15 protein-coding genes and 1 other RNA gene are annotated in these 16,902 nt (G+C 67.5%); 8 read left to right on the forward strand and 8 right to left on the reverse strand.

Annotated elements, in window-relative coordinates; all coding sequences use genetic code 11:
- Positions 1–357, forward strand: an RNA gene (gene rnpB / locus DW298_RS08835) — RNase P RNA component class A.
- Positions 358–421: 64 nt separating this feature from the next.
- Here the strand turns inward: rnpB and DW298_RS08840 are convergent.
- Entirely contained in the window at positions 422–712 is a 291-nt protein-coding gene (locus DW298_RS08840; protein WP_136042078.1) for a hypothetical protein, read from the reverse strand.
- Positions 713–1,678: 966 nt separating this feature from the next.
- Complete coding sequence (locus DW298_RS08845; RefSeq protein ID WP_029261802.1) at positions 1,679–2,425, reverse strand: ROK family protein; 747 nt, start codon at positions 2,423–2,425, stop codon at positions 1,679–1,681.
- Positions 2,426–2,493: 68 nt separating this feature from the next.
- On the opposite strand from DW298_RS08845, the gene DW298_RS08850 reads away from it, so the two are divergent.
- Genes DW298_RS08850 through DW298_RS08865 form a run of 4 tightly spaced genes read left to right on the forward strand, consistent with a single transcriptional unit; the run spans position 2,494 to position 8,029 of the window.
- Entirely contained in the window at positions 2,494–2,733 is a 240-nt protein-coding gene (locus DW298_RS08850) for an SPOR domain-containing protein (RefSeq protein ID WP_136042079.1), read from the forward strand.
- A 2-nt stretch (positions 2,734–2,735) separates the two neighbouring features.
- Positions 2,736–4,073, forward strand: coding sequence for a type I glutamate--ammonia ligase (glnA, locus tag DW298_RS08855; RefSeq protein ID WP_029261804.1), 1,338 nt, complete (start codon positions 2,736–2,738; stop codon positions 4,071–4,073).
- A 9-nt stretch (positions 4,074–4,082) separates the two neighbouring features.
- Positions 4,083–7,058, forward strand: a complete 2,976-nt coding sequence (locus tag DW298_RS08860; protein WP_136042080.1) for a bifunctional [glutamine synthetase] adenylyltransferase/[glutamine synthetase]-adenylyl-L-tyrosine phosphorylase — start codon at positions 4,083–4,085, stop codon at positions 7,056–7,058.
- A gap of 50 nt (positions 7,059–7,108) precedes the next feature.
- Positions 7,109–8,029: a diacylglycerol kinase family protein gene (locus DW298_RS08865; protein ID WP_136042081.1), complete on the forward strand. Its 921-nt coding sequence runs from the start codon at positions 7,109–7,111 to the stop codon at positions 8,027–8,029.
- Between the two features lie 36 nt (positions 8,030–8,065).
- Here DW298_RS08865 and DW298_RS08870 read toward each other — a convergent pair whose 3' ends face one another.
- The 3 genes from DW298_RS08870 to glnA (DW298_RS08880) form a co-directional block, all read right to left on the reverse strand.
- Positions 8,066–9,211, reverse strand: coding sequence for an AI-2E family transporter (locus DW298_RS08870; protein ID WP_136042082.1), 1,146 nt, complete (start codon positions 9,209–9,211; stop codon positions 8,066–8,068).
- A gap of 110 nt (positions 9,212–9,321) precedes the next feature.
- Positions 9,322–9,660, reverse strand: coding sequence for a helix-turn-helix domain-containing protein (locus DW298_RS08875; RefSeq protein WP_136042083.1), 339 nt, complete (start codon positions 9,658–9,660; stop codon positions 9,322–9,324).
- A gap of 60 nt (positions 9,661–9,720) precedes the next feature.
- Positions 9,721–11,145: a type I glutamate--ammonia ligase gene (gene glnA / locus DW298_RS08880; RefSeq protein WP_021200702.1), complete on the reverse strand. Its 1,425-nt coding sequence runs from the start codon at positions 11,143–11,145 to the stop codon at positions 9,721–9,723.
- 146 nt (positions 11,146–11,291) lie between these two features.
- Here glnA (DW298_RS08880) and DW298_RS08885 point away from each other — a divergent pair, with 146 nt between their 5' ends.
- On the forward strand, positions 11,292–11,720 hold the full coding sequence (locus DW298_RS08885) for an RDD family protein (protein ID WP_136042084.1): 429 nt from the start codon (positions 11,292–11,294) through the stop codon (positions 11,718–11,720).
- Between the two features lie 9 nt (positions 11,721–11,729).
- On the opposite strand, the gene DW298_RS08890 is transcribed toward DW298_RS08885, so the two are convergent.
- Entirely contained in the window at positions 11,730–12,221 is a 492-nt protein-coding gene (locus DW298_RS08890) for a RimK/LysX family protein (protein ID WP_205820314.1), read from the reverse strand.
- Positions 12,222–12,241: 20 nt separating this feature from the next.
- On the opposite strand from DW298_RS08890, the gene DW298_RS08895 reads away from it, so the two are divergent.
- A complete protein-coding gene (locus DW298_RS08895; RefSeq protein WP_029262827.1) occupies positions 12,242–13,429 on the forward strand; it encodes a RimK family alpha-L-glutamate ligase in 1,188 nt (395 codons plus the stop codon).
- 60 nt (positions 13,430–13,489) lie between these two features.
- On the opposite strand, the gene DW298_RS08900 is transcribed toward DW298_RS08895, so the two are convergent.
- The gene (locus tag DW298_RS08900; protein WP_136042085.1) at positions 13,490–14,200 is read right to left on the reverse strand and encodes a DUF4191 domain-containing protein; all 711 of its coding nucleotides are present in this window, start codon (positions 14,198–14,200) and stop codon (positions 13,490–13,492) included.
- 164 nt (positions 14,201–14,364) lie between these two features.
- Between DW298_RS08900 and DW298_RS19630 the strand changes: the two genes are divergently transcribed.
- Positions 14,365–15,882, forward strand: a complete 1,518-nt coding sequence (locus DW298_RS19630; RefSeq protein WP_240745074.1) for a hypothetical protein — start codon at positions 14,365–14,367, stop codon at positions 15,880–15,882.
- A gap of 14 nt (positions 15,883–15,896) precedes the next feature.
- On the opposite strand, the gene DW298_RS08910 is transcribed toward DW298_RS19630, so the two are convergent.
- The coding region (locus DW298_RS08910; RefSeq protein WP_205820315.1) for a 2-oxo acid dehydrogenase subunit E2 at positions 15,897–16,902 on the reverse strand (1,006 nt) is incomplete at its 5' end.

The raw sequence follows: 16,902 nt of genomic DNA on the forward strand, positions 1-16,902 counted from the left end.
TGGGTCGACTGGACGGCCGCGTGGCGGGTGACCGCACCGAGGAACGTCCGGGCTCCTCAGGGCAGGACGGTGGGTAACGCCCACCCGGAGCAATCCGCGAGAAAGTGCCACAGAGAGTAGACCGCCCCGCAAGGGGTAAGGGTGAAAGGGTGGTGTAAGAGACCACCGGGGGCCATGGTGACATGGCCCGCCAGGTAAACCTCGTCCGGAGCAAGGTCAGACAGAGGATGATGACGCGGCTCGCCGAGTCCTCGGGTAGACCGCTAGAGTGCCACGGCAACGTGTCGCCGAGAGAGATGGCCGTCGAAGGGGCGAAGAACCCCGGAACAGAACCCGGCGTACAGGTCGGCCCATTCGCACAGCACAATTTGACGGGTGTTCGTCCGGACCACTGTCGTCGCCGGCGCGCAGGATCATGCCGTCACGCAGGCGGTGTGTACATCCACGTCGTCTGGCTGGCTGCTCCACCTGAACTCGCCCAGTCGGCTCCACCGAGAACGATCAGCTTCTCGTCTGCCCACAGGGCAGGGCCGGCCGCGAGTGCTGCGCCATCCGGTCGCCCCAGGACGGTCCAGCTGTCCCGTTCACCGTCGTAGAGATAACCGCCGCTGAGCGCGAACCGTCCGGACGAGATCACCTCGGAGATCCAAGCGTCCTGCAGGGGCGCCGGCGGATCGGTCAAAGGCGACCAGGATCCATCCGGCAGGGTCATCGATCCGCCGTACGGATATGTTCGTCCCCAACTCCCCGCCTCGCCACCGTCAGCGCCGCCGAGGTGCGGGTCCACGAGACGGCTGCCCGTCCACATCCAGGTCCACCCGCCGATCTGCCGTGTGTCCGGCAATCGCGCCCATCGGCCCGACGCCCTGTCATAGAGCGCCGCGATCGTGAGAGCGGGTTCATCGGAGCCCGGACTGGGGACAAGCTCTTTGGCCGTCAGGACCAGACCCGTCGGTGTCGGGGTGATCAGTCGGTCGAACGTGAGACCGAGGGGGTCAGGGGGAAGTTCTGACCATCGGCCCGATATCGCGTCCAGCACCAGATCTGCCGAAGTACCGTGCTCATCGGAACCAGATAGGAAGAGGACTCGATCACCATCAGCTAGCAATGTGCGTGGCACCGAGTCGGGCGCATCCAACGTGTCCCACCGATCCGCCCCCACGTCGTACGCAAGAAGGACGGATCCGGAAGACCCGCGGGTGACCGAGATGAACAACCGTCCGCCAGCGAACGCAGCCGGTGACGGTGGGATGTCGATGGGGGCCTCGCGCAGCACTCGCCACGTGCCCAGCACCGGGTCGAACGCGGCACCGTCTCGAGCGAACTCTCCCCACTCGCAGTCCGCGTTCGGCGGACACGCCCGCCCGGTGCCACCTCCCACCACGAACACCTCCGAACCAGACCAGGCGAGAGTCGTCAGCGTCCGCGCAGGCAAGGGGAAATCGTCCACCTGACTCCACCCGGTCGACGCCTCGGTGGCGTCTATTGCTTGTCCCGGTCCAGCGCACCCGCCGAGCCCGAGAACAGACGCGACAGCGACCGCGACCAGTCCGATCCCTGCCCGCGGCACGCCCATACCCAACAGTGTCGTCGCATCGACGATCGTCTCGCGCAGACAGCAGAAGGCCCCGATGACATCACAGTCATCGGGGCCTTCCTCGTCAGGAGTGGTGGTATCTCAGTCGCCGGCGAGAGATGCCGCGCCGATGATGCCCGAGTTGTTGCGGTGGATCGCCGGGACGATCGGGGTCTTGAGGTCGAGCAGCGGGAGGAAGTCCCCGGCGTTCTTCGAGACGCCGCCGCCGACCACGAACAGGTCGGGGCTGAACAGGAACTCGATGTGCGAGTAGAACGCCTGCAGGCGCTCCGCCCACGCGGCCCAGCTGAGACCCTCACGCTCGCGCGCCGAGGTCGCGGCGTACGTCTCGACGGACTCGTACTCACCGAAGTTGAGGTGGCCCAGCTCGGTGTTCGGCAACAGCACGCCGTCGTAGAGGAAGGCCGAGCCGATGCCGGTGCCCAGGGTCGTCAGCAGGGTGAAACCGCGCACGTCCCTGGCCGCTCCGTGGCGAGCCTCGGCGACGCCGGCGGCATCCGCGTCGTTCACGAACACGATGTTGCGGCCGAGGCCGTCGCGGAAGAAGCGCTCCGCATCGAAGTCGATCCATTCCTTCGACACGTTCGCCGCGGAGAGCGTCTTGCCGCGCTTGACGATCGCCGGGAAGGCGACACCGAGCGGGAGGGTCGAGTCGTGCACGTCGAGAGTCTTCAGAACGGTCTGCACGGCGTTCAGGACATCCTGCGGCGATGCGCCTTCAGGAGTGGGGACACGCACCCGGTCGGATGCCATGATTCCGTGCTCGAGGTCGACGATTCCTGCTTTGATTCCCGTGCCGCCGATGTCGACGCCGATCGCTTTTGCCATGGGCGATAGCTTAGCGACAGCGGTGCACGCCAGTAGGATCGATGACATCACGTGAAGAAGGGACAGGCATGTCTGACGGTGACCACAAGTACTGGTACAACTCCGAGACCGGCGAGGTCGAGTTCGGCATGATCTCGCCCTCCATCGACCGGATCGGGCCCTTCGACACGGAGGCCGAAGCCCGCCGTGCGCCCGAGGTGCTCCAGGAGCGCTCGCGCGCCTGGGCCGAGGAGGAAGCCGTGGAGCAGGGCTGGGACGTCAAGGGCTCTCAGAACGCGGGCGACGCAAAGGGCCAGGGCGCAGAGTAGCCATGGACAAGCAGAGGGACTTCGTCCTCCGGACGATCGAGGAGCGCGGCGTCAAGTTCGTGCGACTGTGGTTCACCGACGTGATCGGCACCCTCAAGTCCGTGGCGATCGCTCCGGCCGAGGTCGAGGGTGCATTCGCTGAGGGCATCGGGTTCGACGGCTCGGCCATCGAGGGACTGACGCGCACCTACGAGTCGGACCTGCTCGCGCAGCCGGATCCGACGACGTTCCAGACGCTGCCGTGGCGCGGCGAGATCGATCCGACGGCGCGGATGTTCTGCGACCTGACGACGCCCGACGGTCAGCCGGCGGTGGCCGACCCGCGGCACGTGCTCAAGCGCACGCTCGCGAAGGCCGCGGATGCCGGGTTCACGTTCTACACGCACCCCGAGATCGAGTTCTACCTGCTCAAGTCGTCGTCGTTCGGACCCGACGGTCCCGTCCCGGTCGACTCGGCCGGTTACTTCGACAACGTTCCCGGTGGAACGGCCCACGACTTCCGTCGCCGGTCGGTGCGGATGCTCGAAGACCTCGGCATCTCCGTCGAGTTCAGCCACCACGAGGGTGGACCCGGCCAGAACGAGATCGACCTCCGCTATGCGGATGCCCTCACCACGGCCGACAACATCATGACTTTCCGCACGGTGATCAAGGAGGTGGCGATCGAGCAGGGCGTCTACGCGACGTTCATGCCGAAGCCGCTCAGCGATCAGCCCGGCAGCGGCATGCACACCCACATGTCGCTCTTCGAGGGCGACCAGAACGCCTTCTACGAGGAGGGCGCGAAGTATCAGCTCTCCAAGACCGGTCGACACTTCATCGCGGGTCTTTTGCGACACGCGAACGAGATCTCCGCCGTCACGAACCAGTTCGTGAACTCCTACAAGCGGCTCTGGGGAGGCGACGAGGCACCGAGCTTCGTCACCTGGGGGCATGCGAACCGCTCGGCCCTCATCCGCGTGCCGATGTACAAGCCGAACAAGAGTCAGTCGTCGCGCGTCGAGTACCGCGGCATCGACTCCGCCTCGAACCCGTACCTCGCGTACGCGCTGCTGCTCGCGGCAGGACTCAAGGGCATCGAGGAGGGCTACGAGCTGCCGCCCGAGGCGGAGAACAACGTGTGGTCGCTGAGTGACGCCGAGCGGCGTGCACTGGGATACGAGGCGCTGCCCGCGAGCCTCGATCACGCCCTCGAGTACATGGAGGCGTCCGAGCTCGTCGCCGAGACGCTGGGGGAGCAGGTCTTCAACTACGTGCTGCTCAACAAGCGCAAGGAATGGGAGGCCTACCGCGGCCAGGTCACCCCGTTCGAGCTGAAGAGCAACCTCGAACTGCTCTGACCTGCGCCGATGGCCCGACCGGACGACTCCGTCTCCCTCTCCGCCCTGGCCAGGCTCGGTTTCGCCGAGTTGAGCGAAGCGGCGGCATCCCTGTCCGAGTTGGCGACGGTTCTCGGAATCCCGCGATCAGCGCTTCTCGAAGGTGCGGATGCTGCCGACCCCGACGCCGCGGTGCGGGGAATGGTCCGTGTCGCGCGTCGGGACGCAGGACCCCTGAAGGCACTGCTCGACAGCGCTGAGACGCGTCACCGCGTGTGGCGGGTCTTCGGCGCCTCGGAGGGGCTGGCAGACTTCTTCCTCCGCCATCCCGATCAGCTCTCGGTGCTGGGGGAGCCCCTCGACACGTTGCCGTCGCCGGAGTCGCTCCGTGCGCAGCTGCTGGCCTCGGTCGGCACCCGAGATGGCTTCGCGAAGTCGGCGGACGACGCGGCGGTCGTGGCCGTGCGTGTCGCCTACCGCCGCAGCCTCGCCGCCATCGCCGCCTATGACCTGACCCACCCCGAGCCGAAGACCGTGGTTGCCGCGGTGTCCGCCGCGCTGTCGGATGCCGCCGGAGCGGCATTGGAGGCCTCGCTCGCGATCGCACGCGCGCGTCTGAGCGAGACCACCCCGAAGGAGCAGGTGGCGGCGACGCGGCTCTCGATCATCGGCATGGGAAAGGCCGGCGCCCGCGAGCTCAACTACGTCAGCGACGTGGACGTGATCTTCGTGGGCGGCACCAGCGATGAGGGGGTCGTGACGGAAGCGCGCGCGATCGACATCGCGACGCGGCTGGCCCGCGAGACGATGCGCGGTCTCGACAGCATCGAGGTGGAGCCCCCGTTGTGGGAGGTCGACGCCAACCTGCGGCCCGAGGGCAAGCAGGGTGCCCTGGTGCGCTCGCTCGCCTCGCACCTCGCCTATTACGATCGCTGGGCCAAGAGCTGGGAATTCCAGGCGCTCCTCAAGGCACGGCCTCTCGCCGGGGACTCCGATCTGGGCGCCGAGTACATCGAGGCGGTGCAGCCGAAGATCTGGTCCAGCGCTGCCCGTGAGGATTTCGTCGAGAGCGTCCAGCGGATGCGCGAGCGCGTGACCGAGCACATCGATCCGGACGACGCTCCGTATCAGCTCAAGCTCGGCGCGGGCGGTCTCCGCGATATCGAGTTCACCGTGCAGCTGCTTCAGCTGGTCCACGGCCTCACCGACGAGTCGATCCGCACGCGCGGCACGCTGGAGAGTCTCGATGCTCTCGTCGCCGGCGGCTACATCGGACGAGCGGATGCCGCGACGTTCGCTGACGACTACCGCATCCTGCGACTCATGGAGCACCGCCTGCAGCTGCGCGAACTGAGCCGCACGCATCTGCTTCCGCGCACTCCCGCGGGCCTGCGCGTGCTGGCGCGCGGCACGGCCCTCGCCGAGAGCGGCGACGGTGTGTGGACACGATGGGAGGCGTTGCGCCGCGAAGTGCGCGAGATCCACACTCGGCTGTTCTACCGTCCGCTTCTCAGTGCCGTCGCCAGTCTCCCCGAGGAGGAGCGCACGCTCTCCACGGCGCAGGCACACGACCGTCTGGCTGCCATCGGGTTCCGCGATCCCGCGGGCGCTCTGCGGCACATCGGTGCGCTCACGACCGGGCTCAGCCGCAAGGTGACGATCCAGCGCGCGCTGATGCCCATCATGGTGCGGTGGTTCGCCGACGGAAGCGATCCGGACTACGCGCTTCTCGCCTTCCGCCGGATCAGCGAACGCCTCGGCGACACCCCGTGGTTCCTCCGGATGCTGCGGGACTCCTCAGGTGCCGCGGAGAGCCTCACACGCCTGCTCTCCTCCTCGCGCTACGTCGGGGAGCTGCTGGAGTGGATCCCCGAGTCCGTCGCCTGGCTCGACAGCACCGACCGGCTGCGTCCGCGCGGGGCGGCCGCGCTCGACGAAGAGGCACGGGCCATCCAGACCCGTCACGAGACCATCGGCGACGCCCTGCGCGCGGTGCGGGCTCTGCGCCGTCGGGAGCTGCTGCGCACCGCGATGGGCGCCGTCCTCGGCGCGCTCACGATCGAGGAGGTGGCTGTCGCCCTCACGGAGATCACCGAGGCGACCATCCAGGCAGCCCTGCGCGCCGTCATCCGCGACGTCGTCCCCGACGATGCCGCAGAGCTCGACTTCGCCGTCATCGCCATGGGGCGCTTCGGAGGTGCCGAACTCGGTTTCGGGTCGGACGCCGACATCCTCTACGTGTACGACGCGAATGGGGTCGACTCGCAACGGGCGCAGAAGCTCGCCACGCAGATCGTGGCAGGACTCCGTGAGCACCTGACCGATCACCGGGTCCCGCTCGATCTCGACGCCGACCTCCGGCCCGAGGGGCGCAACGGACCGGTCGTGCGATCGATCGTGGCGTATGCCGAGTACTACCGGCGCTGGTCGCTCTCCTGGGAGGCGCAGGCCCTGCTTCGTGCGCGGGGTGTGGCCGGCAGCGCGAAGCTCATCGAGCGGTTCACGGCTCTCGCCGACACGATCCGCTACCCGGAATCGCTCGACCTTCAGGGCACGCGTGAGATCAAGCGCATCAAGGCCAGGGTCGAGGGGGAGCGGCTGCCGCAGGGCGCCGATCCGCGGCGCCATCTGAAGCTGGGCCCCGGCACGCTCAGCGATGTCGAGTGGCTGGTGCAGCTGCTCCAGTTGCAGCACGCGTATGCGATCCCCGGCCTGCGCACGACATCGACCCTCGGCGCGCTCGATGCCGCCGTCGCAGCCGATCTCGTGGAGGAGGGCGACGCCGAGCGGTTGCGGGAGGCGTGGCGCCTGTCCAGCAGGCTCCGTTCCGCGATCACCCTGCTCACCGGGCAGACGAGTGACCTTCTCCCGGCGGATCGGCGCCAGCTGGACGCGATCGGCAGCCTGCTCGGGTACCCCGACCGCTCGGCGACCGAGCTCGAGGAGGACTACCTCGGCGTCACCCGCCGTGCGCGCAAGACGTTCGAGGACCTGTTCTACGGATAGTCCGCCCCCGTCGGTTTGCAGTATCGGGCGAGGTGTCCCAAGCTGACGATATGACCCATACGCGCATCGGAATCGTCTGGAATCCCTCCAAGGTCGAGGAAGAGGTTCTCCAGGACGCCGTGAGCGACGTGTTCGACGAGCAGTACGACATCCGCTGGTGGGAGACGACGCCCGAGGACCCGGGCCGCGGCATGGCGCAGGAGGCACGTGAGGACGGCCGGGGCATCGTCATCGCCGTCGGTGGCGACGGCACGGTCCGTGCGGTCGCCGAATCGCTCGCAGGGACGGATACCGCCCTCGGAATCGTCCCGCAGGGCACGGGGAACCTGCTCGCACGCAACCTGGAGGTCCCGCTCGCCGATATCCCCGCCGCGCTCGAGCGGGTGCGGGATGCGGAGCCCCGACGCATCGATCTCGGTTGGGTGTCGTACGACGGCACCGAGCACGCCTTCGCTGTCATGGTCGGCTTCGGGATCGACGCCCAGATGCTGGTCGAGACCGACGACGACCTCAAGTCGAAGGCCGGCTGGTTGGCCTACGTCGAGGCGATGGGTCGGGCCTTGGCCGGTACCGAGATGACCGACATCACTCTGGCGATCGACGGCGAGAAGGCGGTCGCGGTGCGCGGTCACACGATGCTGATCGGCAATTGCGGGATGGTGCAGGGCGGCATCCGCCTGCTTCCCGACGCGGTTCTCGACGACGGCAAGCTGGATGTGCTGATGATCAGCGCCGACGGCGCACTCCAGTGGCTCGACACCCTGCGGTCGTTCGTCTGGGACAACGGGATCCGACGCATCTTCGGGGCGACGGATGAGGCCGTCAGCACAGATTCCGCACGTCATCTGCCCGTCGAGCACATCTCGGTGCAGTTGGACACACCCCTGGTTTTCGAGATCGACGGCGAGGAGATGGGGGAGGTCTCGCAGTTCGACGTCCGCGTGCAGCCGGGGGCCCTGCTCATCCGCTGAGACGCGTGTGCACCGCGACCTCCGCCGGAATCATCCTCACGGTACGGTGATCACCGGCGGGGCCTTCTTGCGGTCCTGTGTGGGGAAGACCACCTTCTGCACGATGATGATGATGCTCGCGGCCACCGGGATCGCGACGAGTGCGCCGAGGATGCCGCCGAGTGCGCCACCGGCGACCGCGGCGATCACGACCAGGGCTCCCGGCACGGCCACGGCACGGCTCATGATGCGCGGCGAGAGGACGTACGCCTCGATCTGCATGTAGACGAGGTAGTAGCCGAAGGCGATGAGCGCCGTCACCGGCGAGACGAACAGACAGATCAGGGAGTTGATGATGGAGGCCGTGAGGGTGCCGACGAGCGGGATCATCGAGCCGACGAAGGCGATGAGCGCGAGGAGTGCGGGCACCGGTGCGCCGATGATCGACAGGACGATCAGACTGAGGACGCCGTTGATGAGTGCCAGGCTCGCCTGCCCCATCACGTAGCGTCCGACCGCACCGGACACATCCTCCAGAAGCTCGCTGAAGGTCTCGCGCTGGTATGCGGGCACGAAGCGGCCGGCCGTGCGCTTCATGCTGCGCAGCGAGGCCATGAAGTAGAGCGTGAGTATCAGGACGATCGTGATGCCGGTCAGGCCCCCGGCGATGCCGGCGCCCACGGCGAACACGCCGCCTCCGATGTCGAGGAAGTTGTCGGGGTTCTGGACGAAGTCGAGCACTCCCTGGGCCGCGTCCTTGATGGTCGTGCCGAACTGGCCGCTCACGTCCTTGAACCACTGGCTCTCCATGAAGTCCTCCACCATCTTCGGACCGTCCTTGATGAGGTTGCCGATCTGCTCGACCAGCACCGGGACGATCGCGAGGATGATGCCTGCGAAGGCGAGGACGACGCCCGCGACGACGATCGTCACGGCCGCAGCGCGGGGGAGCCGCTTCTCGATGAATCGGACGATCGGATCGAGACCGAGAGCGAGGAACAGCGCCACGCCGACGTACACGAGCACCGTGGCGAGCTGATCAACGATCCCGCCGATGGCGAGGGCGACGAGCACGCCGAGAGCCCCGAGGAGCCCGAACATGAACGGATTGGCGCGCGCGGCGGCCGCGGCGGTGGTGGTGGATCTGCGCTGGGCCGGGACCGTCTGCGGCTCGTTGGGCGCGATCACTCTCTTGCGGCGCATGGGCCCTCCCTCTTTCAGACTCAGTCGATCATCCTCCACACGGGGTGCCCACGTGCTGAGCGACACCCGGCGGAGCCTGCGCGCCTCGGCGGACGGGATAGCCGGTCACGTCATCGGGAGAGCTTCTCGAGCCGTCGCCCCGCCGAAACGTCACGGTGTCTTTCGCACACGACCGGGTCGTGCGCCCGTATCGCTCGGCGCAGCTCGCGTGCTCCCATGCCCGTGTACCGGAGCAGATGGCATCGCAGCGTCGACGGGTCGGAGAACCCCGCGGCGACGGTGAGGTCTGCGACCGGGGTCTCCGGGGCGGCGAGCATCAGCGCGACCGCTGAGGCGACCCGGGTTCGGGCGAGGAGTTCCGTGGGACTCACGTGACCTGCGAAGCAGCGGTAGAGCTGGCGGACCGAGAGGTGGAGCTCATCCGCCAGTGACGACGAACACTTCTGCAAACGGAATCCGGCCCAACTCCCGTAGTTCGGGAATTGGGCCGGATGCTGATCCGAAGGGGGTCAGACGCCGAAGTAGAGCTCGTACTCGAACGGGTGCGGGCGCTGCGCCATCGGCAGGATCTCGTTCTCGTACTTGTAGGAGATCCAGGTCTCGATGAGCTCCTTGGTGAACACGCCGCCCTCGAGGAGGAACTGGTGGTCGGCCGCCAGGGCGTCGAGCGAGTCGAGCAGCGAGTTCGGGACCTGAGGGATGTCCTTGGCCTCCTCGGGCGGGAGCTCGTAGAGGTCCTTGTCCACCGGCTCGTGCGGCTCGATGCGGTTCTTGATGCCGTCGAGGCCCGCCATCAGCTGCGCAGCGAAGGCGAGGTACGGGTTGCCGGAGGCGTCGGGTGCGCGGAACTCGATGCGCTTGGCCTTGGGGTTCGAGCCCGTGATCGGGATGCGGATCGCGGCGGAGCGGTTGCCGGCCGAGTAGACCAGGTTGACCGGGGCCTCGAAGCCCTTGACCAGACGGTGGTAGCTGTTCAGCGTCGGGTTCGTGAAGGCGAGGAGCGCGGGCGCGTGCGCCAGGATGCCGCCGATGTACCAGCGCGCGATGTCGCTGAGCTGACCGTAGCCGGCCTCGTCGTAGAAGAGCGGCTTGCCGTCGCTCCACAGCGACTGGTGCGTGTGCATGCCCGAGCCGTTGTCGCCGTACAGGGGCTTGGGCATGAAGGTCGCGACCTTGCCCCACTCCTCGGCCGTGTTCTTGACGATGTACTTGAACTTGAGGATGTCGTCCGCCGCGTGGACCATCGTGTCGAAGCGGTAGTTGATCTCCTGCTGGCCGCCGGTGCCGACCTCGTGGTGCGAGCGCTCGAGGATGAAGCCGGCGTCGATCAGCTTGAGGGTGATGTCGTCGCGGAGGTCAGCGGTCTTGTCGACCGGGCTCACCGGGAAGTAGCCGCCCTTGTACGGGGTCTTGTTGCCGAGGTTGCCGCCCTCTTCTTCGCGGCCGGTGTTCCAGGCGCCCTCTTCCGAGTCGACGCTGTAGAAGCTGGAGTTCGAGGTGACGTTGTAGCGGACGTCGTCGAAGATGTAGAACTCGGCCTCCGGCGCGAAGAACGCGGTGTCGGCGATGCCGGTGGAGGTGAGGTACTTCTCCGCCTTCTTGGCGACCTGACGCGGGTCCTTCGAGTAGATCTCGCCCGTGCGCGGGTTGTAGATGTCGAACAGCATCACGAGGGTGCTGGCCTCGCGGAAGGGGTCGACGTACGCCGTCGTGACGTCGGGGATGAGCTGCATGTCGGACTCGTGGATGCTCGCGAAGCCGCGGATCGAGGAGCCGTCGAACAGCTGACCGTCGGTGAAGAAAGCCTCGTCGACCGTCGATGCAGGAATGTTGAAGTGCTGCTGCACACCCGGGAGATCGGTGAAACGGATGTCAAGGAACTTGACGTCGTTCTCCTTGATGTAGCTCAGTACCTCGGACGAATCTTTGAACATGTACGACTCCTGTAATGCGGATCGATGGCTTCACGGCCACTCTGCAGAGTACGGACGGGGGATTTCTCTACGGTATCCGCTTTGTTTCGGGCGTGTTACGGGAGCCGGGGACGAACACGGTATTTCACGCTCGGTAAACTGGGGGAGTGACGGATGCTGTGAACACATACCCCGGTGAGCGACTCGGACTCCCGGAGTCGGGTCCCGGCAGCATCGCCCGGCCGGGCCGCCGCATCGGGGCCCTGCTCATCGACTACCTCGCCGCGACCATCATCGCCACCGCCTTCCTCGGCTACGACCAGTTCGCGCTTCCCACCGAAGCCGGTCTCACGCAGTTCGCCCCGATGCTGGTGTTCGCCGTGCTGCAGATCCTCTTCATCCCGACCGCGGGAGGCAGTCCGGGTCACCGGATCCTCGGGATGCGCGTGGTGCGCCGCGACGGTGGCTGGGTCGGGCTGTGGCGCCCGATCGTCCGCACACTGTTGCTCGTCGTCGTCGTGCCGGCGGTGATCTGGGACGCCGACCAGCGCGGCCTCCATGACAAGGCGGTCGGCACCATTCTCATCCGCGCCTGAGCGCCGCGCTCAGATCTTGCCGCGGTTGCGGCGCCGCGCCTCCCGAGGTGCTCGCCCCCCGAGGAAGGATCGTGCCGGGTCGACCGAGAACCCCTGCCGCAGTGCTTCTCTTCCGATGAGCATCCGGAAGCCCATCTCGTCGCGGTTGCTCAGCGTCACCTCGGCGAGCACCTCGCGGTCCACGAGGCGGATCAACAGCTCCACCACGAGGCGCTGCTGCGCGTGCCCGGACGAGCTGCGCACGGCGCGACGGTCGTGGACCGGGCACTCGACGACCACGGCGTCCTCCTGGCTGTCCTGCCAGGGCTTGACCTTGAAACGGACCCAGGGCTGATCGTCCTGCTCGAACTCCACGATGTCGAACGCGTGCAACGAGGAGGTGCGCGCACCCGTGTCGATCTTGGCCTTCAGCCAGTCGACTCCGAGATCGGGCAGGCTCACCCATTCTCGCCACCCCGTAAGGGTGTTTGAATGGGGGGTAGTCCTACTCACCTGATACATCCTGGCAGGAAAATTCCCCCGTGAAGATCGCAGTGCTCTCCCGTGCGCCCCAGGCGTACTCCACCCAGCGACTGCGCGCGGCCGCGCTTCAGCGAGGACATAACGTCAAGGTGCTCAACACCCTGCGCTTCGCGATCGATCTCACAGCCGATGAACCCGACCTCCACTATCGGGGCCGTCAACTCAGCGACTACGACGCGATCCTGCCGCGCATCGGCAACTCGATCACGTACTTCGGCACAGCCGTCGTCCGGCAATTCGAGCAGATGGACGTGTACACGCCGAACACCGCGAACGGCATCTCCAGCGCCCGCGACAAGCTGCGTGCGAACCAGATCCTGTCACGGCACAACATCGCGATGCCGCCGACCGCGTTCGTGCGCAACCGGGCAGACGTGCGCCCGGCGATCGAGCGCGTCGGTGGAGCGCCGGTCGTGATCAAGCTGCTGGAGGGTACTCAGGGAATCGGCGTCATCCTCGCCCCCCAGGTGAAGGTGGCCGAGGCGATCATCGAGACGCTGCACTCCACCAAGCAGAACGTGCTGATCCAGAAGTTCATCTCGGAGAGTCGCGGACGTGATATTCGAGCGCTCGTGGTGGGCGACCGAGTGGTTGCGGCGATGCGCCGATCCGCTGCCGGCGATGAGTTCCGCTCGAACGTGCACCGCGGTGGATCGGTCGAGGCCGTCGAGCTCGACCCCGTCTACGAGCGCGCCGCCGTCCGTTCCGCGCAGATCATGGGTCTGCGGGTCGCCGGTGTGGACATGCTCGAGGGAGACGACGGCCCGTTGGTCATGGAGGTCAACTCCTCGCCGGGGCTGCAGGGGATCGAGACGGCGACGAAGCTCGACGTGGCCGGCGCGATCATCGACTACATCGCCGGTCAGGTCGCATTCCCCGAGATCGATGTGCGGCAGCGCCTCACCGTGTCCACGGGATACGGTGTCGCGGAACTCATGGTGCACGGCGCGGTCGACCTGGTCGGCAAGACGCTGGGGGAGGCGGGCCTCTGGGAACGGGACATCACCGTCCTCACGCTCCACCGTGGGGTGAGCGTCATCCCCAACCCGCGCAAGCATGTCGTCCTGGAAGCCGACGATCGGCTGTTCTGCTTCGGCAAGCTCGACGAGATGCGCTCGATGGTTCCCGAGCGGCGTCGTCGCCGTGCGAAGGTCCGCCGCCTGCCCCGCCAGCCGCTCTCCGAATGAACGAGAGCGCGGCCGCCCTCCGAGGAGGACGGCCGCGCTCTTCGTCTCGGCGTGCGGGGCTCAACGAGGTCGCTGCGAGCGCACCTTCGTCGGGTCGATTCCCTTGGGGATCGGCAGCGAGGACAGCGACTGCGAGACCGAGTCGACGCGGCGGATGACCGCTGCCATGGTGGTCTTGTCGATGGCCTTCGGAAGCTTCTTGATCGTCTTCGCCAGGTCGGCGATCGCGACCTCGTCCTCGCCGTGTCCGACGTAGAGGACCGTGACGGGCACGCCGTGCGCGACGCGCTGGGCCTTGCTGCGCTCTTCGTTGACGAGGCGGGTCAGGCGGCCGCGTGCACCTTCACCCACGACGACGATGCCGCCGCGACCGATGGTGCGGTACACCGCCTCCTGCGTCTTCGGGTTGATCCCCACGGGCGTCTCCGAAGCCTGCCAGCTGCGGCCGAGGCTGGTGCTGAGCACGTGGCCGGTGGCACCGGGCATTCCGTCGATCTTCGTGTACATGGCCGACGTCGACAGGCGGGTCATGAGGAAAAGCGCGCCGAGGACGCCGAGCATGAGACCCGTGATGCCCCAGAGGACGAGGGTCCAGATCTGGAACGGCGGGATCAGATAGCCGGCGACGAGACCGAGGAGGACGCCGCCGACCAGGATCGCGAGCTGAGCCCACGGAAGCCATGAGTAGGCCTCACGGGTGAACCGGAAGAGGGACTTGATCTGGGAGAAGAACCCAGGACGCTTTTCGGGTTCAGGAGCACGCTTTGCCATGGAGTCCAGCCTACCGAGTTCACAGCCGCTGTGATGCCGTCGTTCGCGTCAAGCGGAGTCGGATGCGACGGCACTGTTCCTGCACAATCGCGGCCTCGGTCGGAACCTGTTCGCTGTGGCCCCGATCACGGAGAATCCAGGCTGCGGTGGGCTGTGATGGAGGCATGACAGACATCGGCACCCGTGATGCCCGGGGGACGGCCCTCCTGCCGGGGGCGCATCGCGTGGTACGGGTTCTCGACGCGGATGAGGGTCCGTTCGAGGGCGCGCTGGTCACTTCAGGGGACGCAGTGGCGGTGCGGATGGATGTCTCGGCCCTCGGCGGTTGGATCGGATGGCGGTACTCGGGCGCGGAGCATGTCGCCGCCCCGATCGACGTCATCCGACGCCGCGGCGGCCACGACGTGCTGCTCCCGTGGTGCCCGGATCAGGTCCTGGGGTTCCTGATCCGTCGTTCGGCCACGGGGGCAGCGCTGAGGCCCGGGGAGTGCAGCACGCTCGTGGTCAGCCTGCTCCGCGGTCTCGACGAGATCGGCGAGGGCGGCGAGCCCGGCGAGGGTGTCGAGAGCACGCGCACCGGCGTGTGGTGGGTGACCGACGGCGGGCGTCCGGTGTTCGTTTTCGGGCCTGGTCAGGATGCACGGGCCGGGGCCGAGGAGATCGTTCGACGCCTGGGCGAGGGCGCTTCGGACAAGGTGCTCAAGCGGGCGCTCAACACGGTCGCCAATGGCCTGGAGAAGGCATCCGTCCAACCTCGCATCCCACGAAGACTCCTCGACATCTGGGAGCAGGAGCTCCTGAACGTCGCCGCCCCTCAACCCCTCGATCGAGGGGCGCATCCTCCGGAGCAGGCGCAGGACGTCGCGCAGGTCGTCACGACGCGCGAGTCGATTCTGCCGCGGAATGGTCAGCGGCTGCGGTCGGATCGTCGCAGGAAGAGCCGCGGAATAGTGGCTGCCGTCGTGACCGTCGCCGGCGCGGGGAAAGAGCTCTTCGGGATCGCGGCCGCGCGGATCGCGGCGGTGATCCGGGGGCGGCGAGAGCGCAGAACGCGTGCGGCTGAGGATGCGGGTACTCGGTCGCACCCTCGGCGACGTCCGTTCATCGTGGCGGCAGCCGTGGCTGCCGCCGTGCTCGCCGCAGGGCTGCTCTGGCCCGAGGGCGGCGACCCGGGCGAAGCTGATGCCGGACGGCGACGGGCGGGCGAAACGGCGTCGGTGATGTCAGGGGATGCGCCTTCGGCGACGCCCGTGCCGGAGGCTGCCGACGGGCAAGAGGCAGCCGAGGGGGCGGACACGAGGAAAGCGGCGGATGAGTCGAGGGCAGCGGAAGATGCGGAGAGGAGCAGCACGTCGCTGGGAGACGATCCTGTGGCCGCAGCGGAGGCTCTGTTCACGACGATCACGGAGTGCCGCGTACGCGCGGACTCTGCCTGCCCTGACGCCGCGGCCCCCGGATCCGACGGTGTGGTCAACGAGCTCGTGGCGGCAGCGCAGGGGACAGCCGTCGAGTTGGTCGACGAATACGGGGACGTCGCCGTGGTGCGGCTCGACGTCGATGACGCGGACAGCGAGATGATAGAGCCCGGAACCAGTCAACCGAGGCACCAGGTGGTCGTGCTCATCCGCGCAGAAGAAAAATGGCTGGTCCGCGACGTCTATGACGTCGCGGACCAGCCATGAGGCTCTCTCTCGGGTCAGGCGCCGAGCTGAGCGGCGAACTGCGCCGACTCGAGGCGGGCCTTCACCGCGCCCAGGAACCGGGCCGCATCCGCACCGTCGATGATCCGGTGATCGTACGAGAGCGCGAGGTACACGTAGGAACGGATCGCGATGGCATCCGCACCGCCGACCTTCACGAGGCCGGGACGCTTGACGACCGTGCCGGTGCCGAGGATCGCGGACTGGGGAAGGAAGACGACCGGAGTGTCGAACAGCGCGCCCCGCGAACCGGTGTTGGTCAGCGTGAAGGTGCCGCCGGCGAGCTCGTCGGGCTTCAGCTTGTTATCGCGCGTGCGAGCGGCGAGATCAGCGATCTCGTGTGCGATCTGAGCGATGTTCTTCGAGGCCGCGTCGCGCAGCACGGGCGTGAGCAGGCCGCGCTCGGTGTCGACCGCGATCGACACGTTCTCGCTCGCCGGGTACACGATGTTCTCGCCGTCGACCGTCGCGTTCACGATCGGGAACGCCTGCAGCGCCTCAGCGGTCGCCAGCGCGAAGAACGGCAGGAACGACAGCTTGTCGCCGGTCTTCTCGAGGAACGAAGCCTTCACGCTGTCGCGGTAGTCGGCCAGCGCCGTGACGTCGACCTCGACCACCGTGGTCAGCTGGGCGGTCTGCTGCATGGACTCGACGGCACGCTTGGCCAGAACCTTGCGCAGACGCGACATCGGCTGCGTGGTGCCGCGCAGCGGGGAAACCTCGAGCGGTGCCGGTGCCGGCGCCGATGCAGCGGCCGCAGCGGGTGCCGTCGCGGTCTCAGCGGCCTTGAGGACGTCTTCCTTGCGGATGCGACCACCCACGCCGGTTCCGGTGACGGAAGCGAGGTCCACGCCCTGCTGTGCGGCCAGGCGCCGCACCAACGGAGTCACGTACAGGTTGTCGTTCTCGGTGGGCAGCGCGAGCTTCTGCGCGGCGGGAGCCGGAGCAGCGGCGGGTGCCGGAGCGGCGGCGGGTGCCGGAGCGGCGGCGGGTGCCGGAGCG

The organism is Microbacterium sp. A20 (assembly GCF_004794515.1).
Lineage (GTDB): Bacteria > Actinomycetota > Actinomycetes > Actinomycetales > Microbacteriaceae > Microbacterium.

What these genes read in the sequence shown, in the direction of transcription:
- DW298_RS08840 (WP_136042078.1), bottom strand. Translation starts at nt 712, where the DNA reads ATGACCCTGCCGGATGGATCCTGGTCGCCTTTGACCGATCCGCCGGCG.
- DW298_RS08845 (WP_029261802.1), bottom strand. Translation starts at nt 2,425, where the DNA reads ATGGCAAAAGCGATCGGCGTCGACATCGGCGGCACGGGAATCAAAGCA.
- DW298_RS08850 (WP_136042079.1), top strand. Translation starts at nt 2,494, where the DNA reads ATGTCTGACGGTGACCACAAGTACTGGTACAACTCCGAGACCGGCGAG.
- glnA (WP_029261804.1), top strand. Translation starts at nt 2,736, where the DNA reads ATGGACAAGCAGAGGGACTTCGTCCTCCGGACGATCGAGGAGCGCGGC.
- DW298_RS08860 (WP_136042080.1), top strand. Translation starts at nt 4,083, where the DNA reads ATGGCCCGACCGGACGACTCCGTCTCCCTCTCCGCCCTGGCCAGGCTC.
- DW298_RS08865 (WP_136042081.1), top strand. Translation starts at nt 7,109, where the DNA reads ATGACCCATACGCGCATCGGAATCGTCTGGAATCCCTCCAAGGTCGAG.
- DW298_RS08870 (WP_136042082.1), bottom strand. Translation starts at nt 9,211, where the DNA reads ATGCGCCGCAAGAGAGTGATCGCGCCCAACGAGCCGCAGACGGTCCCG.
- glnA (WP_021200702.1), bottom strand. Translation starts at nt 11,145, where the DNA reads ATGTTCAAAGATTCGTCCGAGGTACTGAGCTACATCAAGGAGAACGAC.
- DW298_RS08890 (WP_205820314.1), bottom strand. Translation starts at nt 12,221, where the DNA reads ATGTATCAGGTGAGTAGGACTACCCCCCATTCAAACACCCTTACGGGG.
- DW298_RS08900 (WP_136042085.1), bottom strand. Translation starts at nt 14,200, where the DNA reads ATGGCAAAGCGTGCTCCTGAACCCGAAAAGCGTCCTGGGTTCTTCTCC.
- DW298_RS19630 (WP_240745074.1), top strand. Translation starts at nt 14,365, where the DNA reads ATGACAGACATCGGCACCCGTGATGCCCGGGGGACGGCCCTCCTGCCG.